This window comes from Pseudomonas sp. AIG (genome assembly GCF_977020205.1).
Window position 1 is genome coordinate 108078 of sequence record NZ_CDROCK010000013.1, and the last position, 21962, is coordinate 130039.

Sequence of the window (21962 nt, forward strand, 5' to 3'; positions counted from 1 at the left end):
AGCTGCCGCAGGAAAACATGGGGGACGAACGGGCGAACGTTGAACCCTGTTCTAAGCTCACAGTCGTATCGTCACTTGCACGTTCGTACACAGGAAGGAGTCTGCATGGCGAGTCCCGGTTTGAAAACAGCGGTCATGCTGAGTCTGTTCACTTTGGTGACCGCATGCGGCGAGAAAAAAGCTCCTGAGGAATACCTGCCCAGGGTCTTCGTACAGGAAGTCAAACCCACGGATTACGCCGCTGCGGTGACATTGACCGGTGACGTGCAGGCGCGCGTGCAGACCGAACTGTCGTTCCGCGTCGGCGGCAAGATCATCCAGCGTATGGTCGACGTCGGTGACCGGGTCACGGCCAAACAGGTGCTGGCCAAGCTCGACCCCAAGGATTTGCAGACTAACGTCGATTCGGCTCAAGCCCAGGTCGTCGCTGAACAAGCCCGGGTGAAACAAAGTGCGGCCGCCTTCGTGCGCCAGCAAAAACTCCTGCCCAAGGGCTACACCAGCCAGAGCGAATACGATTCCGCCCAAGCGGCGTTGCGCAGCAGCCAGAGCGCCTTGAGCGCGGCGCAGGCGCAATTGGCCAACGCCAAGGACCAGCTCAGCTATACCGCGCTGATCGCCGATGCCCCGGGGGTGATTACCGAGCGCCAAGCCGAAGTCGGCCAGGTTGTGCAGGCCACGGCGCCGATTTTTTCGTTGGCCCGCGACGGCGACCGTGACGCGGTGTTCAACGTCTATGAATCGCTGCTGGCCGAGCGTCCTGCGGATCCATCGATCGTCGTCAGCTTGCTCGATAACCCTGCCATCAAAACCACCGGCACGGTGCGTGAAATCACCCCGGCGGTGTCGGCGCAGTCCGGCACGGTGCAAGTCAAAGTCAGCCTCGACAGCCTGCCACAAGGGATGCAGCTGGGCTCGGTGGTCAGCGCCACCGCCAAGGGCAGCGGCAAGTCGGCAGTCGAATTGCCATGGTCAGCGCTGACGAAAAACATCAGTGATCCGGCGGTGTGGATGGTCGACGATAAAGGTGAGGCGCAGTTGCACAACGTGACCGTCGGCCGCTACCTGATCGGCAAGGTCATCATCAGCGAAGGCCTCAAGGGCGGGGAAAAAGTCATCGTCGCCGGTGGGCAGTTGTTGCATCCCGGCATGAAAGTCGAAATCGCTGAAAACACCTACAAGGGTCTGCAACCGGGAGCACAGCCATGAAGCGTCTGGGGCTGTTATTCGTGGGTGTGTTGCTGGCGGCCTGCTCGAAAAGCGAGCCTCCTCCGGAGCCGGTACGTCCGGTGTTATCGGTCAAGGTTCAAGCGTTGAGCGAGGAAAGTCTCGGGCGTTTCGCCGGCAGCATCCAGGCGCGTTATGAAAGCAACACCGGTTTCCGCGTCGGTGGCCGCATCGCCAGCCGCAACGTCGATGTCGGAGCCGAAGTACAAAAGGGCACGCTGCTCGCCACCCTCGATCCGTCTGATCAGCAGAACCAATTGCGTTCGGCTCAGGGCGACCTAGCCAAGGTTCAGGCGCAACTGATCAATGCCCAAGCCAATGCCCGCCGTCAGCAGGCGCTGTTCGATCGTGGCGTCGGGGCGCAGGCCCAACTGGACATCGCTACAACAGACCTGAAAACCACCCAAGCCTCGCTGGACCAGGCACGGGCGGCGGTCAATCAAAGCAAGGATCAGCTCGGCTACACCGAACTGCGTTCCGACCATAAAGCCGTGGTCACCGCGTGGAACGCCGAAGCCGGGCAAGTGGTGACGGCGGGCCAGCAGGTCGTGACCCTGGCGCAACCGGACATCAAGGAAGCGGTGATCGATCTGCCGGACACCCTGGTCGATCAGATTCCCTCCGACGTGGTGTTTCTGGTGGCCGGGCAACTCGACCCGAGCATCAACACCACGGCAACCCTTCGCGAGATCGAACCGCAGGCGCAAAGCGCCACGCGTACTCGTCGTGCACGCCTGACGCTGGCCGAGACACCGGACGGTTTCCGCCTCGGCACGGCGATCAGCGTGACCCTCAGTTCGGCGATCAAACCGCGCATCGAATTGCCGGCTACCGTTTTGCAGGAGGTCGACGGCAAACCACGGATCTGGGTCATCGACACCCAGAGCAAAACCGTCAGCCCCCGCGACGTCAGCGTGATCAGCCGCACCGACAGCAGCGTGGTGCTTGCGGGCGGCGTGAAGAATGGCGAGCGCGTGGTCAGCGCCGGCGTCAACAGCCTCAAACCCGGACAATCGGTAAAACTTGACGAGGACAGTCAATGAAAGGCTCTTTCAACCTCTCCGAATGGGCCCTCAAGCATCAGTCATTCGTCTGGTATCTGATGTTCGTCGCGTTGCTGATGGGCGTGTTCTCGTACTTCAATCTGGGCCGCGAAGAAGACCCGTCGTTCACCATCAAAACCATGGTGATCCAGACCAAATGGCCGGGCGCGACCCAGGAAGAAACCCTCGCGCAGGTCACCGACCGCATCGAGAAAAAACTCGAAGAACTCGACTCCCTCGACTACGTGAAAAGTTACACGCGCCCCGGCGAATCGACGGTGTACGTGTACCTGCGCGACACCACCAGCGCCAAGGACATCCCGGAAATCTGGTACCAGGTGCGCAAGAAGATCGACGACATTCGCGGGCAGTTCCCCCAAGGTATTCAAGGGCCCGGGTTCAACGACGAGTTCGGTGATGTGTTCGGCTCGGTCTACGCCTTCACCGCCGACGGCCTGACCATGCGCCAGTTGCGCGATTACGTAGAACAGGCGCGGGCCGAGATCCGCAATGTACCGGGGCTGGGCAAGATCGAAATGATCGGCCAGCAGGACGAAGTGATTTATCTGAACTTCTCTACCCGTAAACTGGCGGCGTTGGGTATCGATCAGCGTCAGGTTGTGCAGAGTCTGCAATCGCAGAACGCCGTGACCCCGGCGGGTGTGATCGAGGCCGGCCCTGAGCGGATTTCCGTGCGCACTTCCGGGCAGTTCGCCTCGGAAAAAGACCTGGCCGAGGTCAATCTCAAGCTCAACGACCGTTTCTATCGCTTGGCTGACATCGCCGACATCACTCGCGGTTACACCGATCCGGCGACCCCGGAATTCCGCTTCGACGGTAAACCGGCCATCGGTCTGGCGATTGCCATGCAGAAGGGCGGCAACGTTCAGGCGTTCGGCAAGGCGTTGCACCAGCGCATCGATGAACTGACCGCAGACTTGCCGGTTGGCGTGGGTGTACACACCGTGTCCGATCAAGCGGTGGTGGTGGAAGAAGCGGTCGGTGGCTTTACCAGTGCGCTGTTCGAGGCGGTGATCATCGTGCTGGTGGTCAGCTTCATCAGCCTCGGCGTGCGCGCCGGCCTGGTGGTGGCGTGCTCGATTCCGCTGGTGCTGGCGATGGTCTTTGTGTTCATGGAATACAGCGGCATCACCATGCAGCGGATTTCTCTCGGTGCCTTGATCATCGCCCTCGGCCTGTTGGTGGACGACGCGATGATCACCGTGGAGATGATGGTCACGCGCCTGGAAATGGGCGAGAGCAAGGAGGAGGCCGCGACGTACGCCTACACCTCGACGGCGTTCCCGATGCTAACGGGGACGCTGGTGACGGTCGCCGGTTTCGTGCCCATCGGCCTCAACGCCAGTTCCGCCGGTGAGTACACCTACACGCTGTTTGCAGTGATTGCCGTGGCCATGATTGTGTCGTGGATTGTCGCGGTGTTCTTCGCTCCGGTGATCGGTGTGCACATCCTCAGCGCCAACGTGAAACCTCATGACGCTGAGCCGGGCCGCGTCGGGCGTGCGTTCAATGGCGGCCTGTTGTGGGCGATGCGCAATCGCTGGTGGGCGATCGGTATCACCGTGCTGCTGTTTGCCCTGTCGATTTTTTGCATGCGTTTTGTGCAGAACCAGTTCTTCCCGGCGTCGGACCGCCCGGAAATTCTCGTCGACCTGAACCTGCCACAAAACGCCTCCATCGACGAAACACGCAAGGCCGTCGACAAGCTGGAAGAAACCCTCAAAGGCGACCCGGACATTGTGCGCTGGAGCACCTACATCGGTCAGGGCGCGATCCGTTTCTATCTGCCCCTCGACCAGCAATTGCAAAACCCGTACTACGCACAACTGGTGATCGTCAGCAAAGACTTCGCGGCCCGTGAGGCACTGAGTCAGCGTCTGCGCGAGCGCTTGCACAAGGATTTCGTCGGCATCGGCAGTTACGTCCAGGCGCTGGAAATGGGCCCGCCGGTGGGGCGTCCGATCCAGTACCGGGTCAGTGGCAAGGACATCGATCAAGTGCGCAAGCACGCCATCGATCTGGCCACCGAACTGGACAAGAACTCGCACATCGGCGAGATCATTTATGACTGGAACGAGCCGGGCAAAGTCCTGCGCATCGACATCGCCCAGGACAAGGCGCGACAGCTCGGGTTGTCCTCCGAAGACGTGGCGAACCTGATGAACAGCATCGTCAGCGGCGCGCCGCTGACCCAGGTCAACGACGACATCTACCTGATCAATGTGGTCGGCCGGGCGGTGAATTCGGAGCGCGGTACGCCGGAAACCCTGCAGAATCTGCAGATCGTTACGCCCAATGGCACGTCGATCCCGCTGCTGGCTTTCGCTACCGTGCGTTATGAGCTCGAACAGCCACTGGTGTGGCGTCGCGACCGCTTGCCGACCATCACCATCAAGGCCTCGGTGCGCGACGAGATCCAGCCGACCGATCTGGTGAAACTGCTCAAACCGTCGATTGATGCCTTCGCTGACAAACTGCCAGTGGGCTACAAAGTCGCCACCGGCGGTACGGTCGAGGAAAGCGGCAAGGCCCAGGGGCCGATTGCCAAGGTCTTGCCGTTGATGTTGTTCCTGATGGCAACCTTCCTGATGATCCAGTTGCACAGCGTGCAGAAGATGTTCCTCGTCGCGAGTGTTGCGCCGCTGGGACTGATTGGCGTGGTGCTGGCGCTGGTGCCGACCGGCACGCCGATGGGCTTCGTGGCGATTCTGGGGATTCTCGCGCTGATCGGCATCATCATCCGTAACTCGGTGATTCTGGTGACGCAGATCGATGAGTTCGAGCGCAAGGGTTACGCGCCGTGGGATGCGGTGGTCGAAGCGACCGAGCATCGGCGCCGGCCGATCCTGCTGACCGCGGCGGCGGCGAGCATGGGCATGATCCCCATCGCCCGGGAAGTGTTCTGGGGGCCGATGGCGTACGCGATGATTGGCGGGATCGTGGTGGCGACGTTGTTGACGCTGCTGTTCCTGCCGGCGCTGTATGTGGCCTGGTACAAGATCCGCGAGCCGGAGAAGGACGCTTCGTCAGCGACCCACTGAGGGAGCTTGTTACACCTTTGGGAACGGTCTGACTTACAACTGTGATGCATTGCGTTACCGTCCTTCCTCCATGTGGAGGAGGGACGCCTGATGTCGACGGTCACTTGCTGGCTGCGCCAACTGCTATTAGTGGCCGCCCTGAGCCTGTCGCCCGCATCGCTGGCCGAAACGCTGCTGCAAAACCCGCTGTGGCGCGTACAACTCGACCCCGCAACCCTCGCTGTGCGAGTCACCCCGGCCAACGGCGCGACTGTGCAAGCCTCGACGGGTGTCGCTGCGCACAAGGTCAGCAACCTGGTGCAACGCGACAATCGCGTCGACTGGCAATGGGACGATGGCGCCTTGTCACTCAGCGTTGATCTCGATCAACGCGACCTGAACCTCTCGATCACCGCACGCGCCCCGGCTGAACTTGAGTTCTTGCGCCAGCCCGGCAATGCCATGGGCAAGGGTCTGATCTGGCCCTTGGCCGAGGGCCATTATGTGCCGCGCGGCGATCCGGTGTGGCAGGCATTTCTGGTGAGTCAAGGGGTGCTCAATGCCACTCAGGATATGAGTCTGCCGATCTGGGGCGTCGAGCATGAGGGGTTCAGCCTCAGCTGGTTGCTGACCAACCCCTACAACAAGCAACTGCTGTTCAGCGCCGAGGGCGATACGCTCGCTTTGTCGGTGCGGCATCAATTCACCTCACTCAAGCCGTCGACAGCGCTGACGTTCAGCCTGTTTCTGGGTGACGCCGAGCCGCTGGCCGGTGCCAAGCGCTATCGACAATGGTTGATCGACACCGGTCGTCACGAAAGCCTGAGCCGCAAGCTTGAGAAAACACCGGCGTCGCGAAAGCTGTTGGGCGCCAGTCATGTCTACCTGTGGGGTAACGATCTGCTGGGGCAAAAGGATGTGCGTAACTGGCCGGCGTTGCTTGGCAAGTTGCGCGGCCAGAGCCAGCTTGCCGGTGCTCTTCGAGGCGCGATGGAGCGTGAGGCCTTGCAGCTGCTCGCCCAGCAAACGGTGCTCAATCGTTATCAGCAAGGTGTGCTGCTGCACAGCCTCAATCGGGCGCTGAACACTCAGGCGCGCAAAACGTGGCAAGCCCGCGCGGTGCCGGACATGCAGGCACTGGTCAACAGCTACGCCGCTCTGCGCGGGCAACTGTCCCGCGAGTTCGCCGGTGCCGTCACAGCCAATCCCGAGCAATGGGGCAATACCTTGTCGCTGGATACCATTGAACAATTGCAAAACGCCGGGCTGTCGCGCTTGTGGCTGGGTCTTGGGGAGGGGTGGGAGGGCGGGCTCTGGCATCCCGAGGCGGTTCGAGCAGGCGTGCAGGCCGGGTATCTGCTGGCGCCGTATGATTCTTACGAGACGGCGCTGAGTCGGGATGAGAACCCGGACTGGACCACCGCGCATCTGGGTGACACGGCTTACCGCGAGTGCGCCATCGTGCTGGAAAATCGCACGCTGAAAAGCGGCTTTCAGCAATCGGGTCATTACACCGACCCACGCTGCGTGCGCCATTTGCTGGAGAAACGAGTCAAAGCGGTCAGCGTCGCCGCCGGTTTCAACAGCTGGTTTCTCGATGCCTACGCCACCGGCATGTTGTTCGACAGCTACCGCGCGGAAGCCCCCATGACGCAGGCGCAGAATGCCGAGGGCAACGTCGCGGCGTCGCGTTGGATCAACGAAACGCTGCAATTGCCCAGCGGCTCCGAGGATGGCAATGCGACAACGGCTCAAGGCGTGCTGTTCGCCCATGGCATGCAGACACCGGTGATCGGTTGGGGCGATGCCGACATGAGTAAAAACCCGGATTCCGAATACTTTGTCGGCAAGTGGTTTCCGCCGGAGCAACCGGCCCTGTTCTTCAAATCGGTGCCAATAAAGGAACCGTTGCGGCGCATTCACTTTGATCCGGCCAGCCGTTTGCCGCTGTATCAAGCGGTGTTCCACGGTTCGCTCATCACCACCCATCACTGGTTGTTCGACAGCCTTAAACCGAGCAACGCAAGGGTGGAAAACGAACTGACGCAATTGCTCTACAATGTGCCGCCGCTGTACCACCTGAGTGCGGCAACGCTGGCGCAGCGACTGCCGCTGATGGCCCGTCAGGACGCATTCTTCCGTCCGCTGCATGAGCGCCTGGCGGCGCAGGCGCTGACCGGTTTCGAATGGCTGAGCGAAGATCGGCAGGTGCAGCAGACTTCATTTGAAGACGGCACTCGGCTGCTGGCCAACTTCGATCCAGCCCAGCGTGAAGTGGACGGCCGGACCCTGTCCGGCGAGAGCATCACCGTGCTACTGCCGGAAGGTACCGTCAGCCACTACCGGGTGCAGGCAACTCCCTGACTCAGCCTTTGCGCCAGACGCTGGCCAACCACGGCTGCTGCTCGCGCGGCAGGCCGGCGGGACGGAAGTAGTGTTCCAGTTCGACGAATCCGGCGCGGACAAGCAGCCCGCGCCAAGCCTCAAGATCGTGATACGAACCATACCGCGGCCCGTTCCAGCCCTCACGATTATCCCCACGCGGATTCGAGCTGAACAACACGCCACCCGGTTTCAACGCTCCGTGCAATTGCTTCAATACCCGTGGCAATTCCTGTAACGGCACATGAAAAAGCACCGCATTGGCAAAGATCCCGTCGAAGCGTTCAGCCGGCAGATCGAGTTTCAGAAAGTCCTGTTGCAGCACCTCGCAACCACTGTCTTCGCGGGCCATTCGCGCGAACTCTTGCGAACCGTCCAGCCCGACGGCGGTGTGACCCAGACGCGTAAACGTCTGCAAATCCCGCCCCGGCCCGCAGCCGAAATCCAGAACCGTGAACGGCGCCACACCTTGAATATGCCGCAGCAATGCATCGATGTTCTGGCTGACATCGTGGTCGCGGGTGCCTTCACGGAAGTCTTCGGCCACCGAGTTGTAATGGCCAAGGGTGGTGGCAGTGATCTGTTCGAGATCGTTGGGGGTCTGCTTCATGGTGGGGATACGCGGGCAATTGGGGTTTGCCGAATATACGCCATGAAGCGGGGCTGCTGCGCAACCCATCGCGAGCAGGCTCGCTCCCACAGGGGAACGCATTCCAAATGTGGGAGCGAGCCTGCTCGCGAAAGCGGTTTCAGAGGCGCTACATGAATCTGGATGAGCTCAGCGCTTGTTCAACCCCCGTGCCAACCGGTCCCCACCCAACTGAATCACCGCCACCAACGCCACCAGCAACACGATCACCGTCAACATGATCTGGCTGTCAAAGCGCTGATACCCGTAGCGATAGGCGATATCCCCCAACCCGCCAGCGCCAATCGCCCCGGCCATCGCGGAAGAGTTGATCATCGTCACCAACGTGATAGTGAACCCGCCGACTATCCCCGGCAGCGCCTCAGGCAGCAACACATGCCAGACAATGTGCCAACGCCGGCAGCCCATCGCCTGCGCCGCTTCGATCAAGCCATGATCAACCTCACGCAGACTCACTTCGGCAATCCGCGCAAAGAATGGCGTAGCGGCAATTGTCAGCGGCACCACCGCTGCCCAGACACCGTACGTAGTGCCGACAATCAGCCGGGTGAACGGAATCAGCGCGACCATCAGAATCAGAAACGGAATCGAGCGAAACAGGTTCACGAACGCGCCCAACGCTCGATTCAACACTGGCGCTTCATAGATCCCGCCCTTGTCGCTGGTGACCAGGATCACCGCCATCGGAATCCCCACCAGCAGCGCGATCAGTGATGACACACCGACCATCAGGAAGGTGTCGATGAAACCCTGCAGCAAGCGATCAAACCACATAACCCAATACCTCTACTCGTTGCGCCCACGGCGTGGCGCGCTCGCGCAATTGTTCGGCGCTAAACGCTGAGCCGCTGACCGCCAACAACAGTTGCCCCAGCGCATGCCCCTGAATTCGTTCGACACCGCCCTGCAGCAGCTTCACCCGGCCACCCAATGCCGCGAACAGTGCCGCCAGATCCGGCTCGTCACTGGCGCTGCCGGTGAACTGCAAGCGCAGCACCACAGCGGCGTCGGAGGAGGGAGCCTGCGTGTGCAAACGGCTTTGCAATTCTTCCGGCAGCGCGTGTTGCAATGGCGCAAGCAAGGTCTGGCTGACCTCGTGCTGCGGATTGCCGAACACTTCCCAGACCGGGCCTTGCTCTACGACACGACCATGCTCAAGCACCACGACGCGATCGCAGATTTCGCGAATTACGGCCATCTCGTGAGTGATCAGAACGATGGTCAGGCCCAGACGTTGGTTGATCTCGCGCAGCAAGCCGAGGATCGACTGCGTGGTCTCTGGATCGAGCGCCGAAGTGGCTTCGTCGCAGAGCAAAATATCCGGGTCATGCACCAGCGCACGGGCGATGCCGACACGCTGTTTCTGCCCGCCGGAAAGCTGCGCCGGATAAGCCTTGTGCTTTTCTTGCAGGCCGACCAGTTCGAGCAGTTCACGGACCTTTTTCTCGCGTTGTTCTTTCGGCACACCCGCGACTTTCAGCGGCAGTTCAACGTTCTGCCAAACGGTCTTGGCTGACATCAGATTGAAGTGCTGGAAGATCATGCCGATGCGTCGGCGCAAAGCGACGAGACGGTCCTCATCGAACTCGCCGATGTCGACCTGATCGATCAGCACTCGCCCCGAGGTCGGTTGTTCCAGACGATTGATCGTGCGAATCAGCGACGACTTGCCAGCGCCGCTGCGACCGATAATGCCGAACACTTCGCCGCGCTGGATCGCCAGATCAATGCCCTGCAATGCCGCGACCGGGCCTTGGCGACCGTTGTAGGTTTTGCCCAGACCGATGAAGCGCACGTGAGCGCGATTCAGCTCGGGGTGCAGCTCGGTTTTTTCAGCATTGTGTGGCTCTGGAATTTCCAGTCGCCGTTGGATCGCGGCCGTCATGCTCAGCTTTCCCAACCGGCTTGATACAGCTTGCCGTGGGCCTTATCCAGCGCCGCGCGAACAACCGGTGAATGCTGATAAATGTCGACGAATTTGATCAGGCGCGGATCGGTTTTGCTTTTCGGCTGGATGACAAACTGAATCACGTATTCCTTGTGATCGAGACCGTCGAACAGCAGTGCCGAGCCGGCATCGAAGGTCTTCGCCAAACGAATGTAGGCCGGGTAGCCCTGGACCAGATCGGCGTCGTCGTAGGCGCGCACCAGTTGTACGGCTTCGACCTGGAGGATTTTGATCTTCTTCGGGTTGGCGACAATGTCATCTTCGGTGGCTTTGTAGCCGACGCCCGGTTTCAGCGTGATCAAACCGGCCTTGGCCAGCAATTGCAAACCGCGACCGCTGTTGATCGGATCGTTGGCGATAGCGACGCTGGCGCCCTCTGGCAGCTCATCGAAGCTTTTATATTTTTTCGAATAGAGGCCGACGTTGTTGATGATCCCGGGCGCGAACGGCACCAGATCAAAACCCGAGGCGGCTTTGGCGTTTTCGAGGAACGGGATGTGCTGGAAGTAGTTCACGTCGATGTCGCCGGCGGCGAGGCTGACGTTCGGTGCGATCCAGTCGGTGAACTCCACTAACTCAACTTTGAGGCCTTGTTTGGAGGCTTCTTCGACGGCGGCTTCCAGCGGGATGGCGAAGGCGGCGGTGGTGCCGATTTTCAACGGGGCGTCGGCGGCGAAGAGGGCCGAGCTGAACAGGCCGAGGGCCAGGGCCAGTGCTTTGACTGGGTGGGACAGGCGTTTTTTGGTCATGATGGTTTTTCCAGTCAGTGCGTAAATTTGGGGTGTCTGGTCGGGCCTCTTCGCGAGCAGGCTCGCTCCCACAGGGGAAATGCATTCCAAATGTGGGAGCGAGCCTGCTCGCGAAGCTTTTAGCGGCGGAACGAAGAACCGGTGTGTTGCTCAGGGAGCTGCGCCTCACCGTGAAACAGCTTCTCGCGCAAGCTGCCACTGTCGTACGCGGTCTTGTACGACCCGCGCCGCTGCAACTCCGGAATCACCAGGTCAATGAAATCGACATAGCTTTCCGGCGTGACAATTCGCGTCAGGTTGAAACCATCGAGACCGGTTTCGGCGATCCACGATTCCAGCTCATCCGCCACTTGCTCCGCCGAACCCACCACCGTGATATAGCGACCACCGAGGGCGTGCTGGTCGAGCAATTTGCGCCGGGTCCAGTCGTTGTTCTGCAGGTTTTTGGTCGCCGACTGAATGGCGTTGCTCTTCACGTACTGGATCGGCTCGTCGATCTCGTACTGGGAAAAGTCGATGCCGGTGGATGCCGAGAAGTGCGCTACGCCGGCCTCGGCGCTGGCGTAGCTGAGGTACTCGGCGTGCTTGGCCCACGCAGCTTCTTCAGTCGCGCCGACGATGACGTTGAGGCCCATGAACACCTTGATGTCCTCGGGATTGCGTCCGGCTTCGACGGCGCTGGCGCGGACCTTGTCGACCTGAACTTTGGTCGACGGTTTGTTCTGGCCGCTGATGAATACGCACTCGGCGTGACGCCCGGCGAACAGTAAACCGCGATCGGAACTGCCCGCCTGAAACAGTACGGGTGTGCGCTGTGGCGAAGGCTCACAAAGGTGATAACCCTCAACCTGATAGAACTCGCCCTTGTGCTCGACCTTGTGCACTTTCTCCGGGTTGGCGTAGATCCGCTGCTCGCGGTCGTTGAGCACTGCGCCTTTTTCCCAACTGCCTTCCCAGAGTTTGTAGAGCACTTCCAGATATTCGTCGGCCTGATCGTAGCGACGGTCATGTTCCACCTGTTCGCTGAGGCCCATGGCTTTGGCGGCGCTGTCGAGGTAACCGGTGACGATGTTCCAGCCGACGCGGCCACGGCTCAAATGATCGAGCGTCGACATGCGTCGGGCGAACAGATACGGCGGCTCGTAAGTGAGATTCGCGGTCAGACCGAAACCAAGATTTTTGGTCACGGCAGCCATCGCTGAAACCAGCAGCAGCGGATCGTTGACCGGCAACTGGATCGACTCTTTCAGCGGCACATCGACCGAGTTCTGATAGACGTCGTATACACCAACGATGTCAGCGATGAACAAACCGTCGAACAGCCCGCGCTCCAGCAATTGCGCCAGTTCCGTCCAGTACTCAATGGTGTTGTAGCGCGTCGAGGTGTCGCGCGGGTGCGTCCACAAGCCGTGGTTGATGTGGCCGATGCAGTTCATGTTGAACGCGTTGAGCAGGATTTTCTTTTTCGCAGCGCTCATCAGATCGTCCCTCGCAACGGAGGGTTTTCATCGTTGAGGTAGTAGTTGCCGACGGCGTGATATTTCCAGCGCACCGGATCGTGCAGGGTGTGCACGCGGGCGTTGCGCCAATGGCGGTCGAGGCCGTGCTCGATCAGGGTCGCCTGGCTGCCGGCCAGTTCGAACAGCGTGCTGCCGGCGGCCAGGGAAATTTCGGTGCTGATCGCCCGTGCTTCGGCGACGGCAATCGAGGCGGCGGCGACGGTCTCTGCGTTGGTCTCGGCTTGCGCGGCGTCGAGGAATTCGCCAGCACGTTCAAGCAAGGCCTCGGTGGCATGCAGGCGGATGCTCAAGTGGCCGAAGCTTTTCAGCGTCAGCGGATCTTCGGTGGCTTTGTCGTTGCCGGAATCGATCCATGGGCGTGTCTTGCTGCGCACGAAGTGCAGGGCGTCTTCGTAAGCGGCGCGGGCGATGCCGGTGTCGATGGCGGCGTGAAGGATCTGCGCCAACGGTCCGACCGTGGTTGGGCGTTCGAAGGCGCTTTGGAAGGGCAGCACGTCTTCCGCCGAGACGAACACGTCTTCGAACACAACAGAGCCGCTGCCGGTGGTACGTTGGCCGAAGCCGCTCCAGTCGTCGATCACGGTCAGGCCTTGGCTGTCACGCGGGACGAAGGCCAGTTGCTGCACGCCGTTTTCATCGACCACCGAAGTTGGAATTCGCTGCGCGTAGATCGCACCGGTTGAATAGAATTTGCGGCCGTTGATGCGATAACCATCGCCGTCGCGCTTGAGGCTGGTGACGCGGTCGTGGGCCGTTTTAGTGCCCAGTTCTGCCAAGGCATTGCCGAAGCGTTGGCCGGCGAGAACCTCGGCGTACAGCCGTTGTTTTTGTGCGTGGCTGCCGTTCACCCGCAGCACTTCCAGTGCGTAAAAATGGTTCTGCGGAATCTGCCCGAGCGAGCCGTCAGCCTGAGCGATCAGGGCAATGACTCTAGCCAACGTTACGTTGGACACGCCAGCGCCGCCGTATTCCTTGGGCACGCTGATGCCCCATAGACCAGAGCGGGAAAATACATCGAGTTCCGGCAGTGGCAAGCGACGTTCACGGTCGCGCAGGGCGCTGTCGCGTTTGAAATCTTCGGCCAGGTCGCTGGCGACGATCAGGGCTTGCTCATCGCTGGTGATGACCGCGACGTGATGGGAAAGCGTCATGTTTTTCTCCAGATGTCTGGTCGTCTCAGATCCAGGAATGGCGAGCCGGTAAAGTGCCGTTGAGGCGGTAGGCGCCGACCGCGTGATATTTCCAGCGCACCGGGTCGTGCAGCGTGTGCACGCGGGCGTTGCGCCAGTGGCGATCGAGGTTGAATTCGGCCAGGGTCGCGCGGCTGCCGGCCAGTTCGAACAGCTTTTCGCTGGCGAGCAAAGAAATTTCGGTGGTCAGTACTTTGGCCTCGGCCACGGCGATGGAGGCGCGGGCGGCGGATTCGGCAGTGAGCGGTGCGGCGTGCACTTGATCAAGCACTTTGCCGGCCTTGCGCAGCAGGGCTTCGGCGGCGTGCAGTTCGATTTTCAGTTTGCCGATGTCAGCGATCACATAGAGGTCATCGCTGGCGCGATCGACCTTGGCGTCGATCCACGGCCGCGCGCGGGTTTTGACGAATTCGATGGCGTCGTCGATGGCCCCACGGGCGATGCCGGCGTCGATGGCCGCTTGAATCAGCTGCGACACCGCGCCTTGGGTGTTCGGTGTTTCGTTGATCTTCCAGTTGTCGACAACCAGGCTGGACTCGACGCGCACATTGTTCAGCAGGATCGTACCGCTGGCGGTGGTGCGTTGACCGAAGCCCGACCAGTCGTCAACGATGCGCAGGCCCGGCGTGCCGCGTCGGACGAAGGCCAGCACTTGCTTGCCGTCATCGTTGAGCGCTTTCACCGCGACCCAGTGCGCAAACAGTGCACCGGTGGAATAGAACTTCTGGCCGTTGATCACGTAATCGTCGCCGTCGGCGGTGATCCGCGCTTTCAGTTCCAGGGTGTTTTTGGTGCCGCGCTCAGGGCCGGCGTTGCCGATGCGCCAACCTTCCAGAACGCTCTGGAACAGCTGTTGTTTCTGCGCTTCGGTGGCGCTGCCGAGCACCAGATTGATGATGCCGAACTGGTTCTGCGGAATCTGCCCCAGCGCCGGATCGGCGGCGGAAATGATCGCAAACACCTCGGCCAAAGTGACGAAGGAAACCTGCGGGCCACCGTATTCACGCGGAATGGCGATGCTGCCTAATCCGCTGCGGGTGAACTGCTCGATTTCCGACCACGGCAACTTCCGCTGACGGTCGCGTTTGGCGGCCTGCACGCGGGCAACCAGCGCCAGTTCATGGGCAGCCTTGATGGCTTGGGCGTCGTTGCGCAAGACTTGCGCGGGCAACAACAACGGGGCGATGTCCAGATCAGACTGGACGTTTGCGTCTGCCAGACTGGACATCAGTGCCGCTCCTTGGCTGCACGCAATGCCCTGGCGATCTGCACTGGGGTGATTGTGTTCCGGACCATACTGCCTACCTCACATCTCATGAAAAACGCCGCAAAAGTGCGGCGAACGAAAGAATGTCCGGTGGTCCGGTTCATATACCCTAAGCGTGTATAAATATTAAATAAACTAACTTTTAGGAATATGTATAGAAGGGGTGATGGTCGGGTTGGTTAAGAATTTTCGGGTAAGGGGGTTGGCGCCCCTTACCCGCTGAGGAGGATCAATCTTTACGTGATTCGGCAGCCATGAGTTCTGGCCTGAGCGGGACTTTCAGATAAGGGTTTGCGCAGCCGATCTTTAATGTACGCGGTGGCGCCCAGCGTGAGTTGTTGCCGACCCGATCGAGAATGCAATACGTCACGTCCAGCCGCAGATCTTCGCCTGCTTCGACAATCACCGATGGCGGGACCCAGACCTGAATCGGTAACCCGATATCCGCTGGCGTGATCGGCGCCAGATCCATGCGTACATCGCCCCAGCGCAAGGTAATGGCGTCGTCCTCGGCCATGTTCAGGTAGGGTTCGATGGTGAGCGGAACGCCGCGTTTGATCTGGTTTGGATTGACTCCCTGACGGCGAATGGCATCGGGAATGGTCACCGGCGCCAGTTGCTGGTTTTCGTCGCCGCAGAGCGCTGAAGGTTGTCCGCCCGGGCAGTCCAGTTTGACCTGCACTCGCATCGCCGCTGATAGCGCCGGCCCGTGACCGACCTGCATCACCCGGTAGTGAATACGTGCGGTGCCGTTGGCAATGAAACTCTCCGGCACCCGCAGGCTGACGGCCGTGCCGACGTCATTGGCCGCCAGCACCCTGGAAGCGACATAGCATTTATTCCAGAACAGCTCGATGAGGTCTCCGTTATCCATGTCGGGGTAAGGCGACACCTCGACCAGCAGATGGGCGGCGGCGGCCAGATTGATGCCGGTTTTTTGCGCGGGCGCCAGGGTCGGCGCTGCCAGTTCGGGGGTATGCGAAGTGCGGGTCATCGTTTTCTCTCCTTGAAGCCTTGCAGCGAAGTCCGTTTCTGAAAGAACAAAAGGCGTGAATAAACTGGCAATAAAGCTTTGAACTTTTATTCAAGTTGAATACGGGTTAATTAAACTAAGTGGTGCCGGTTGTCGACTAGATAAGAGTGTGCGGGAGGGGGTGTCAATAGACGAGATTAGTTAATCCGTGAATTACGAATTAATCAGAAGTTTCCTACGCTGGCGCAGCCATATGCCTATGTGTTCAAGCGAAACGAGCCACGGAACTCAGGGTTTTATGGCGGTTTTTGCGCAGATTTATTTGAACGCGGTCATGCCGCGAGGAATGGGTTTCAGGCGGGCATTATCTGTTGCAGAACATAAATATGCACCGCCTCGGATATATTTTGTTTAGGTAGGATACGCAGGCGTGCTGAAGTTTTATAAAGGCAGCTTCCATCCGTGGAAGTTGCCAGTGGCACAGTGAAAGTTCTCAGGCGTGATTCAGAAACTTGCTGAGGAACTGTTGAGTGCGCTGTTCTTTCGGATTGGCAAACAATGCCTTGGCTTCACCCTGCTCGACGATCACGCCTTTGTCGAAAAACACCACGCGGTTGGCCACGTCGCGAGCAAAGCCCATTTCGTGGGTGACGATCACCATGGTGCGTTTCTCTTCGGCCAGACCACGAATGGTCGCCAGCACTTCGCCGACCAGTTCCGGGTCGAGAGCCGAAGTCGGCTCGTCGAACAGGATCACTTCCGGCTCCATCGCCAGCGCCCGGGCAATCGCCACGCGCTGTTGCTGGCCACCAGAGAGACGACGCGGATAGGCGTCTTCTTTTCCCGCGAGGCCAACCTTGGCCATCAGCTTTTTACCCAGGGCAACGGCCTCGTCGCGCGGCATCTTCTTGACCACGATCGGGCCTTCGATGACGTTTTCCAAAGCGGTGCGATGGGGAAACAGGTTGAAGTTCTGGAACACGAAGCCGACGTGCTGGCGCAGGTTGCGCACCAGCGCTTGCTGCTGGTTCAGCGGGCGGCTGGTATCGATTTCGATATCGCCGACCTTGATCCGGCCGCTGGTGGGTTGTTCAAGAAAGTTCAGGCAGCGCAGGAACGTGGTTTTACCCGAACCGCTGGGGCCGATGATTGCCACAACCTCGCCTTCTTTCACCTCAAGATCGATGCCCTTGAGCACCTCTTGACCCTTGAACTGCTTTGTCAGTTTTTCCACGACAATCATGGGGTCAGGACTCCTGGTCGTGCCGATTGACCCGCTCTTCCAACTTGTTCTGGAAGTGCGAAAGCACCGTGGCCAGAATCCAGTAGATCAGCGCGGCGGCAAGATACATGGTGAAGACTTCGAAAGTCCGGGCGGTAATCAACTGGGCCTGACGGAACAGCTCCGGCACCTGAATGGTGGCGGCGAGTGCCGTGTCCTTGACCAGCGAAATGAAGCTGTTGCCCAGTGGCGGCAACGCCGTGCGCATCGCTTGCGGCAGGATGGCCCGGCGCAGGGTTTGCGCACGGGTCATGCCGATACTCGCAGCCGCTTCCCATTGACCACGCTCGATCGAACCGATCGCTGCGCGGAGGATTTCACAGGCGTAAGCGGCCATGTTCAGCGAGAAGCCGATCAGCGCCGCTGGCAGCGGATCCAGTTCGATACCCAGTTGCGGGAAGCCGTAATAGATCACGAACAGTTGCACCAGCAACGGCGTGCCGCGAAAGAACGACACGTAGACGCGCGCCAGCCAGCTCAATGATTTGAAGCGCGACAGGCGCATCAACGCCAGGCCGAAGCCGAGCAGCAGGCCGAAGAACATCCCGCCGAGGCTGAGGACTACCGTGTAGTACGCGCCCTTGAGCAGAAAGGGCGCGGAGTCCAGCAACAGCGCCGTTGTCTCGGCGATTTGCTGGCTCAACTGCGGGAAGTGCGCTTCGAATTGAAATCCAACTTCCATTATTTAGTGACGTCTGCGTTGAAGTACTTCTCGGACAGCTTCTTCAAAGTGCCGTCTGCACGCAGTTCGTCGATGGCCTTGTTCACCGCAGCCAGCAGTTCCGGCTCGCCTTTACGCAGGGCAACACCGGCTTCCTGACGGGAGAAGGCTTCACCGGCGGCCACGGTTTTCGGGGCTTTCTTGGCGTATTCAAGCGCGGCCAGACGGTCGATCAGGATAGCGTCGGTGCGACCATTGTTCAGGTCGGCGAACTTGGTCGGATCATCGTCGTAGGTGCGTACGTCAGCGCCCGGCACGTTGGCGCGGACCCATTGTTCGTAGTTGGTGCCCAGGCCGACACCGACTTTTTTGCCGGACAGGTCGTTGGCGGTCTTGATGTTCAGCGCCGCCTCTTTGCTCTTCAGCACCAGCGCCTGAATGCCGGAAACGGTGTACGGCTCGGAGAAGTCATACTTCTTCTTGCGCTCTTCGGAGATGGTTACCTGGTTGACCACGACGTCCAGACGCTTGGATTCCAGCGCGGCGAGGATGCCATCCCACTTGGTTGGCTGAATCTTGGCTTTGACACCGAGCTTTTGCGCCAGCGCTTCGGAGAGCTCGACTTCGAAACCCGACAGCTTGCCGTCGGCATCAACGAAGCTGAACGGTGGGTAAGTGCCTTCCAGGCCGACGTTGATAACGCCTTTGTCCTTGATCTGTTGCAGCTGCTCACCGGCGACTGCCTGGCCGATCAGACCGGCGCTCAGCGCCAGGCCCAGCGAACCCACCAGCAGATTGCGACGTAGTGCGGAAAAATTCATGACGAGCCCCTGTGTTTTCTTATGGAAGACGCTTAAGGAAAGTTGGCGAATTTATGATTTCGACGACAGCGCTATCCTGCCTTAAAGCAGCTTATGCGTCTCTCGTGAAATTCGCCTGCGGCGAGACTATAAGATGTCTTCGTTAGACTTGAAAATACTTAATATTTGAAATGTTATTCTTTATTGGAATATGTGTTGTCTGTGGAAAAAGATCGCAGCCTTCGGCAGCTCCTACATGTGATCACTTGTAGGAGCTGCCGAAGGCTGCGATCTTTTGATCTTCTGTTACAGGAAATCCTTGTAGGCGAACAACGCTGGCGCCCCACCGGTGTGCAGGAAGATGATCGGGCCTTCATCAAAACGCTGACGACCAATCCCATCAAGCAAACCCGCCATCGCCTTGCCGGTATAAACCGGATCGAGCAACACCGCTTCCTGACTCGCCAGCAGCTTCACCGCCGCCAATGTCCCGGCATTCGGCTCGCCATAACGTGGACCAAAATATTCGTCCCACAACTCGACCTTGAAACTGGTCGGCAGTTCGACGCCGAGCAGCTCCGCGGTGCGTTCCGCCAGGGCCTGCACCTTCGGCCGTTGATCTTCTTCACTGCGCGAAACCGTCACGCCGATCACCGGCAATTGCGGCAGCACTTCGCTCAACGCCAAGGCCAGACCACTGTGAGTGCCGGCACTGCCAGAGGCTAAAACCACAGCGGCGAAATCCAGACCGGTGTCCTTGATCTGCTCAGCCAGTTCCAGACCGGCGCGCACGTAGCCCAGCGCACCAAGCGCATTCGAGCCGCCGATCGGCACCAGATACGGCTTCTTGCCGTTGCTGCGCAAACGCACGGCGAGGGCAGCGAGTTGTTCGTCGGCGTTGTCGAGGTTGTCGACCAGCTCGACCTTGGCGTCGAACAGATCCAGCAGCAGGCGATTGCCATTGCCGGTGTAGTTGCTGTCGTCGGTGCCCAGCGGATTTTCCAGCAGCGCCACGCAGCCGAGACCGAGTTTGGCGGCCAGCGCTGCGGTTTGACGAACGTGGTTCGATTGCAGCGCACCGGCGGTGATCAGCGTATCGGCGCCTTGTGCCAAGGCGTCGGCGGCGAGGTATTCGAGCTTGCGCAATTTGTTGCCGCCCATGGCCAGCGGCGTCAGGTCATCGCGCTTGATGTACACCTCGCGGCCGAGCCAGGTGGACAGCCGTTCGAGTTTTTCCAGCGGCGTCGGGTGGTTGAGCAGGTCGAGGCGGGCAAAGCGGTCCAGCTGTTGTTTAATCATGAGTCCGTACTGGCGGAGGAAGATGAAAGGATTATAGGCACGCGATTTTGCAGGGGCAACCGCCAATCGCTTATAGCTAAATCGACTGAGCCCAGCACTATCGGTTCTTAATTCGCTCTCGTGACCTTGCCGTAAAGTAGTCGCCGTTGACGCGGCCAGACAGTCCGGCCGCCCCTGAGGAGTCTTTACCGTGAGCGAGCGTTCCAGCCATTGGCAATTGCAGACCATCGTCAGTCAACTGCGCAGCGCGCGGGATCAATGGCGGGCACAGAACGGCCGGGCATCCGGCGAGCAGGGTGGTCGCGAGTTGCCGTCGCGGGCGGCGATGGCGGAAATTCTTGAAGCGCTGTGTGGTGCGCTATTCCCGATGCGGTTGGGCCCGGTGGATCTGCGTGAAGAAAGTGAAGATTTCTACGTCGGCCACACCCTCGATGTCGCCCTGAATGCCTTGTTGGCACAAACCCGCCTGGAGCTGCGCTACGTCGCCCGCCACAGCGCGCAGGCCGACACTGAAGTCGAGGCCCGCGCGATTCAGATCGTCCAGGATTTCGCCCTGGCCTTGCCGGGCCTGCGCTCGCTGCTCGACACCGATGTGCTGGCGGCCTATCACGGAGACCCGGCGGCGCGCAGCGTTGATGAAGTGCTGCTCTGCTACCCGGGGATTCTGGCGGTGATTCACCATCGTCTGGCGCACCATTTGTATCGCGCCGGATTGCCGCTGCTGGCGCGCATCAGTGCGGAAATCGCCCATTCGGCGACGGGCATCGATATCCATCCGGGGGCGCAGATCGGCCGTAGCTTCTTTATCGATCACGGCACGGGTGTGGTGATTGGTGAGACGGCGATCATTGGTGAGCGCGTGCGGATTTATCAGGCGGTGACGTTGGGCGCGAAGCGCTTCCCGGCGGATGAGGACGGACAATTGCAGAAGGGTCATCCGCGCCATCCGATCGTTGAGGATGATGTGGTGATTTATGCCGGAGCGACGATTCTCGGGCGGATCACCATCGGCAAGGGCTCGACCATTGGCGGCAATGTGTGGCTGACGAGGAGTGTGCCGGCGGGGTGCAATTTGACTCAGGCGAATCTGCAGCATGATGACGGGACGCAGAAGTAGGCCTCTGAATTTGCTTCGCGGCTGCTGACCTCTTCGCGAGCAAGCTCGCTCCCACACTGGAATGCATTTCAAATGTGGGAGTGAGCTTGCTCGCGAATGGTTTTCAGGCAAATCGAGATAATGGCCTTCAGCCAATTCTCCAGTGAACGAATCCCCTCAAACCCGCGTCATACCCCTCCTTGGGCTACTGTAGGAAAACTACCGTCGAGCCCTGCGATTAGTCCTTACCACCCCATCCATGTTTAACTTGAACGTTCATTCAAGTTAAACCGGTGGTTCGCTGCCCGCTCACAACAGGAGGCTTGCCTTTGCTGAGTCCGATCATTTCAGCCACGTTTCAACCCCTCGAGGTGCACGTTTCATGAGTGCATCGTCCACCCCCGCCAGCGGTCTGGTACGCATGAATCCGCCGGTGTTCTACTTCGCCGCGACGGTCATTCTGCTGTTTGGTCTCGTTGTCATCGCCATGCCTGAACAGGCCGGCGCCTGGCTGCTGGAAGCGCAAAACTGGGCGGCCAACACGGTCGGCTGGTACTACATGCTCGCGATGACCCTGTATCTGGTCTTCGTGGTGGTCACCGCCTTATCCGGCTACGGCAAGATAAAACTCGGTGCCGACCACGACGAGCCCGAATTCAGTTACCTGTCCTGGGCCGGCATGCTGTTCGCCGCCGGGATCAGCATCACGCTGTTCTTCTTCTGCGTCTCTGAGCCGCTGACCCACATGCTCCAGCCGCCGCAAGGCGAGGCGGGCACGGCGGATGCGGCGCGCCAGGCGATGCAGATCCTGTTTCTGCATTGGGGCCTGCATGGC

18 protein-coding genes are annotated in these 21962 nt (G+C 59.9%); 6 read left to right on the top strand and 12 right to left on the bottom strand.

Going from position 1 to position 21962, the window contains the following annotated elements; translation table 11 throughout:
• Window positions 1–105: 105 nt before the first annotated feature.
• The 4 genes from ACWR1S_RS10780 to ACWR1S_RS10795 all read left to right on the top strand — a co-directional run bounded on the left by ACWR1S_RS10780 (window position 106) and on the right by ACWR1S_RS10795 (window position 7675).
• The gene (locus ACWR1S_RS10780) at window positions 106–1209 is read left to right on the top strand and encodes an efflux RND transporter periplasmic adaptor subunit (protein ID WP_454563460.1); all 1104 of its coding nucleotides are present in this window, start codon (window positions 106–108) and stop codon (window positions 1207–1209) included.
• Entirely contained in the window at window positions 1206–2270 is a 1065-nt protein-coding gene (locus ACWR1S_RS10785; RefSeq protein WP_454563461.1) for an efflux RND transporter periplasmic adaptor subunit, read from the top strand. Before ACWR1S_RS10780 ends, ACWR1S_RS10785 begins: the two co-directional genes overlap by 4 nt.
• Window positions 2267–5332 (top strand): efflux RND transporter permease subunit, encoded by a 3066-nt coding sequence (locus ACWR1S_RS10790; protein WP_454563462.1) that lies wholly within the window; start codon window positions 2267–2269, stop codon window positions 5330–5332. The genes ACWR1S_RS10785 and ACWR1S_RS10790 overlap by 4 nt, the downstream gene beginning before the upstream one ends.
• 90 nt (window positions 5333–5422) lie before the next feature.
• On the top strand, window positions 5423–7675 hold the full coding sequence (locus tag ACWR1S_RS10795; protein ID WP_454563463.1) for a glycoside hydrolase: 2253 nt from the start codon (window positions 5423–5425) through the stop codon (window positions 7673–7675).
• A gap of 1 nt (window position 7676) precedes the next feature.
• Here ACWR1S_RS10795 and ACWR1S_RS10800 read toward each other — a convergent pair whose 3' ends face one another.
• The 12 genes from ACWR1S_RS10800 to ACWR1S_RS10855 form a co-directional block, all read right to left on the bottom strand.
• A complete protein-coding gene (locus ACWR1S_RS10800) occupies window positions 7677–8303 on the bottom strand; it encodes a class I SAM-dependent methyltransferase (RefSeq protein ID WP_454563464.1) in 627 nt (208 codons plus the stop codon).
• A gap of 168 nt (window positions 8304–8471) precedes the next feature.
• Window positions 8472–9116: a methionine ABC transporter permease gene (locus tag ACWR1S_RS10805; protein WP_034151854.1), complete on the bottom strand. Its 645-nt coding sequence runs from the start codon at window positions 9114–9116 to the stop codon at window positions 8472–8474.
• Entirely contained in the window at window positions 9106–10227 is a 1122-nt protein-coding gene (locus ACWR1S_RS10810; RefSeq protein WP_454563465.1) for a methionine ABC transporter ATP-binding protein, read from the bottom strand. The genes ACWR1S_RS10805 and ACWR1S_RS10810 overlap by 11 nt, the downstream gene beginning before the upstream one ends.
• A 2-nt stretch (window positions 10228–10229) precedes the next feature.
• Entirely contained in the window at window positions 10230–11039 is an 810-nt protein-coding gene (locus ACWR1S_RS10815) for a MetQ/NlpA family ABC transporter substrate-binding protein (protein ID WP_454563466.1), read from the bottom strand.
• 119 nt (window positions 11040–11158) lie between these two features.
• On the bottom strand, window positions 11159–12517 hold the full coding sequence (locus tag ACWR1S_RS10820) for an LLM class flavin-dependent oxidoreductase (RefSeq protein WP_454563467.1): 1359 nt from the start codon (window positions 12515–12517) through the stop codon (window positions 11159–11161).
• Window positions 12517–13710: an SfnB family sulfur acquisition oxidoreductase gene (locus ACWR1S_RS10825; RefSeq protein WP_454563468.1), complete on the bottom strand. Its 1194-nt coding sequence runs from the start codon at window positions 13708–13710 to the stop codon at window positions 12517–12519. The genes ACWR1S_RS10820 and ACWR1S_RS10825 overlap by 1 nt, the downstream gene beginning before the upstream one ends.
• A gap of 25 nt (window positions 13711–13735) precedes the next feature.
• On the bottom strand, window positions 13736–14977 hold the full coding sequence (locus ACWR1S_RS10830; protein ID WP_454563469.1) for an SfnB family sulfur acquisition oxidoreductase: 1242 nt from the start codon (window positions 14975–14977) through the stop codon (window positions 13736–13738).
• A gap of 268 nt (window positions 14978–15245) precedes the next feature.
• On the bottom strand, window positions 15246–16010 hold the full coding sequence (locus ACWR1S_RS10835; RefSeq protein WP_454563470.1) for a hypothetical protein: 765 nt from the start codon (window positions 16008–16010) through the stop codon (window positions 15246–15248).
• 472 nt (window positions 16011–16482) lie between these two features.
• Window positions 16483–17232: an L-cystine ABC transporter ATP-binding protein TcyN gene (tcyN, locus tag ACWR1S_RS10840; protein ID WP_454563471.1), complete on the bottom strand. Its 750-nt coding sequence runs from the start codon at window positions 17230–17232 to the stop codon at window positions 16483–16485.
• A 4-nt stretch (window positions 17233–17236) separates the two neighbouring features.
• The gene (gene tcyL, locus ACWR1S_RS10845; RefSeq protein ID WP_454563472.1) at window positions 17237–17953 is read right to left on the bottom strand and encodes a cystine ABC transporter permease; all 717 of its coding nucleotides are present in this window, start codon (window positions 17951–17953) and stop codon (window positions 17237–17239) included.
• Window positions 17953–18753 carry a cystine ABC transporter substrate-binding protein gene (gene tcyJ / locus ACWR1S_RS10850; RefSeq protein ID WP_034151862.1) on the bottom strand — a complete coding sequence of 267 codons (801 nt, stop codon included), beginning with the start codon at window positions 18751–18753 and terminating at the stop codon, window positions 17953–17955. Before tcyJ ends, tcyL begins: the two co-directional genes overlap by 1 nt.
• Window positions 18754–19038: 285 nt before the next feature.
• On the bottom strand, window positions 19039–20031 hold the full coding sequence (locus tag ACWR1S_RS10855) for a D-cysteine desulfhydrase (RefSeq protein WP_454563473.1): 993 nt from the start codon (window positions 20029–20031) through the stop codon (window positions 19039–19041).
• Window positions 20032–20221: 190 nt separating this feature from the next.
• Here ACWR1S_RS10855 and epsC point away from each other — a divergent pair, with 190 nt between their 5' ends.
• Together epsC and ACWR1S_RS10865 are read left to right on the top strand one after the other, a co-directional pair.
• On the top strand, window positions 20222–21148 hold the full coding sequence (gene epsC, locus ACWR1S_RS10860; RefSeq protein WP_454563474.1) for a serine O-acetyltransferase EpsC: 927 nt from the start codon (window positions 20222–20224) through the stop codon (window positions 21146–21148).
• A 400-nt stretch (window positions 21149–21548) separates the two neighbouring features.
• On the top strand, window positions 21549–21962 hold a 414-nt coding region (locus ACWR1S_RS10865; protein ID WP_454563477.1), incomplete at its 3' end, for a BCCT family transporter.

What these genes read in the sequence shown, in the direction of transcription:
- ACWR1S_RS10780 (WP_454563460.1), top strand. Translation starts at nt 106, where the DNA reads ATGGCGAGTCCCGGTTTGAAAACAGCGGTCATGCTGAGTCTGTTCACT.
- ACWR1S_RS10785 (WP_454563461.1), top strand. Translation starts at nt 1,206, where the DNA reads ATGAAGCGTCTGGGGCTGTTATTCGTGGGTGTGTTGCTGGCGGCCTGC.
- ACWR1S_RS10790 (WP_454563462.1), top strand. Translation starts at nt 2,267, where the DNA reads ATGAAAGGCTCTTTCAACCTCTCCGAATGGGCCCTCAAGCATCAGTCA.
- ACWR1S_RS10795 (WP_454563463.1), top strand. Translation starts at nt 5,423, where the DNA reads ATGTCGACGGTCACTTGCTGGCTGCGCCAACTGCTATTAGTGGCCGCC.
- ACWR1S_RS10800 (WP_454563464.1), bottom strand. Translation starts at nt 8,303, where the DNA reads ATGAAGCAGACCCCCAACGATCTCGAACAGATCACTGCCACCACCCTT.
- ACWR1S_RS10805 (WP_034151854.1), bottom strand. Translation starts at nt 9,116, where the DNA reads ATGTGGTTTGATCGCTTGCTGCAGGGTTTCATCGACACCTTCCTGATG.
- ACWR1S_RS10810 (WP_454563465.1), bottom strand. Translation starts at nt 10,227, where the DNA reads ATGACGGCCGCGATCCAACGGCGACTGGAAATTCCAGAGCCACACAAT.
- ACWR1S_RS10815 (WP_454563466.1), bottom strand. Translation starts at nt 11,039, where the DNA reads ATGACCAAAAAACGCCTGTCCCACCCAGTCAAAGCACTGGCCCTGGCC.
- ACWR1S_RS10820 (WP_454563467.1), bottom strand. Translation starts at nt 12,517, where the DNA reads ATGAGCGCTGCGAAAAAGAAAATCCTGCTCAACGCGTTCAACATGAAC.
- ACWR1S_RS10825 (WP_454563468.1), bottom strand. Translation starts at nt 13,710, where the DNA reads ATGACGCTTTCCCATCACGTCGCGGTCATCACCAGCGATGAGCAAGCC.
- ACWR1S_RS10830 (WP_454563469.1), bottom strand. Translation starts at nt 14,977, where the DNA reads ATGTCCAGTCTGGCAGACGCAAACGTCCAGTCTGATCTGGACATCGCC.
- ACWR1S_RS10835 (WP_454563470.1), bottom strand. Translation starts at nt 16,010, where the DNA reads ATGACCCGCACTTCGCATACCCCCGAACTGGCAGCGCCGACCCTGGCG.
- tcyN (WP_454563471.1), bottom strand. Translation starts at nt 17,232, where the DNA reads ATGATTGTCGTGGAAAAACTGACAAAGCAGTTCAAGGGTCAAGAGGTG.
- tcyL (WP_454563472.1), bottom strand. Translation starts at nt 17,953, where the DNA reads ATGGAAGTTGGATTTCAATTCGAAGCGCACTTCCCGCAGTTGAGCCAG.
- tcyJ (WP_034151862.1), bottom strand. Translation starts at nt 18,753, where the DNA reads ATGAATTTTTCCGCACTACGTCGCAATCTGCTGGTGGGTTCGCTGGGC.
- ACWR1S_RS10855 (WP_454563473.1), bottom strand. Translation starts at nt 20,031, where the DNA reads ATGATTAAACAACAGCTGGACCGCTTTGCCCGCCTCGACCTGCTCAAC.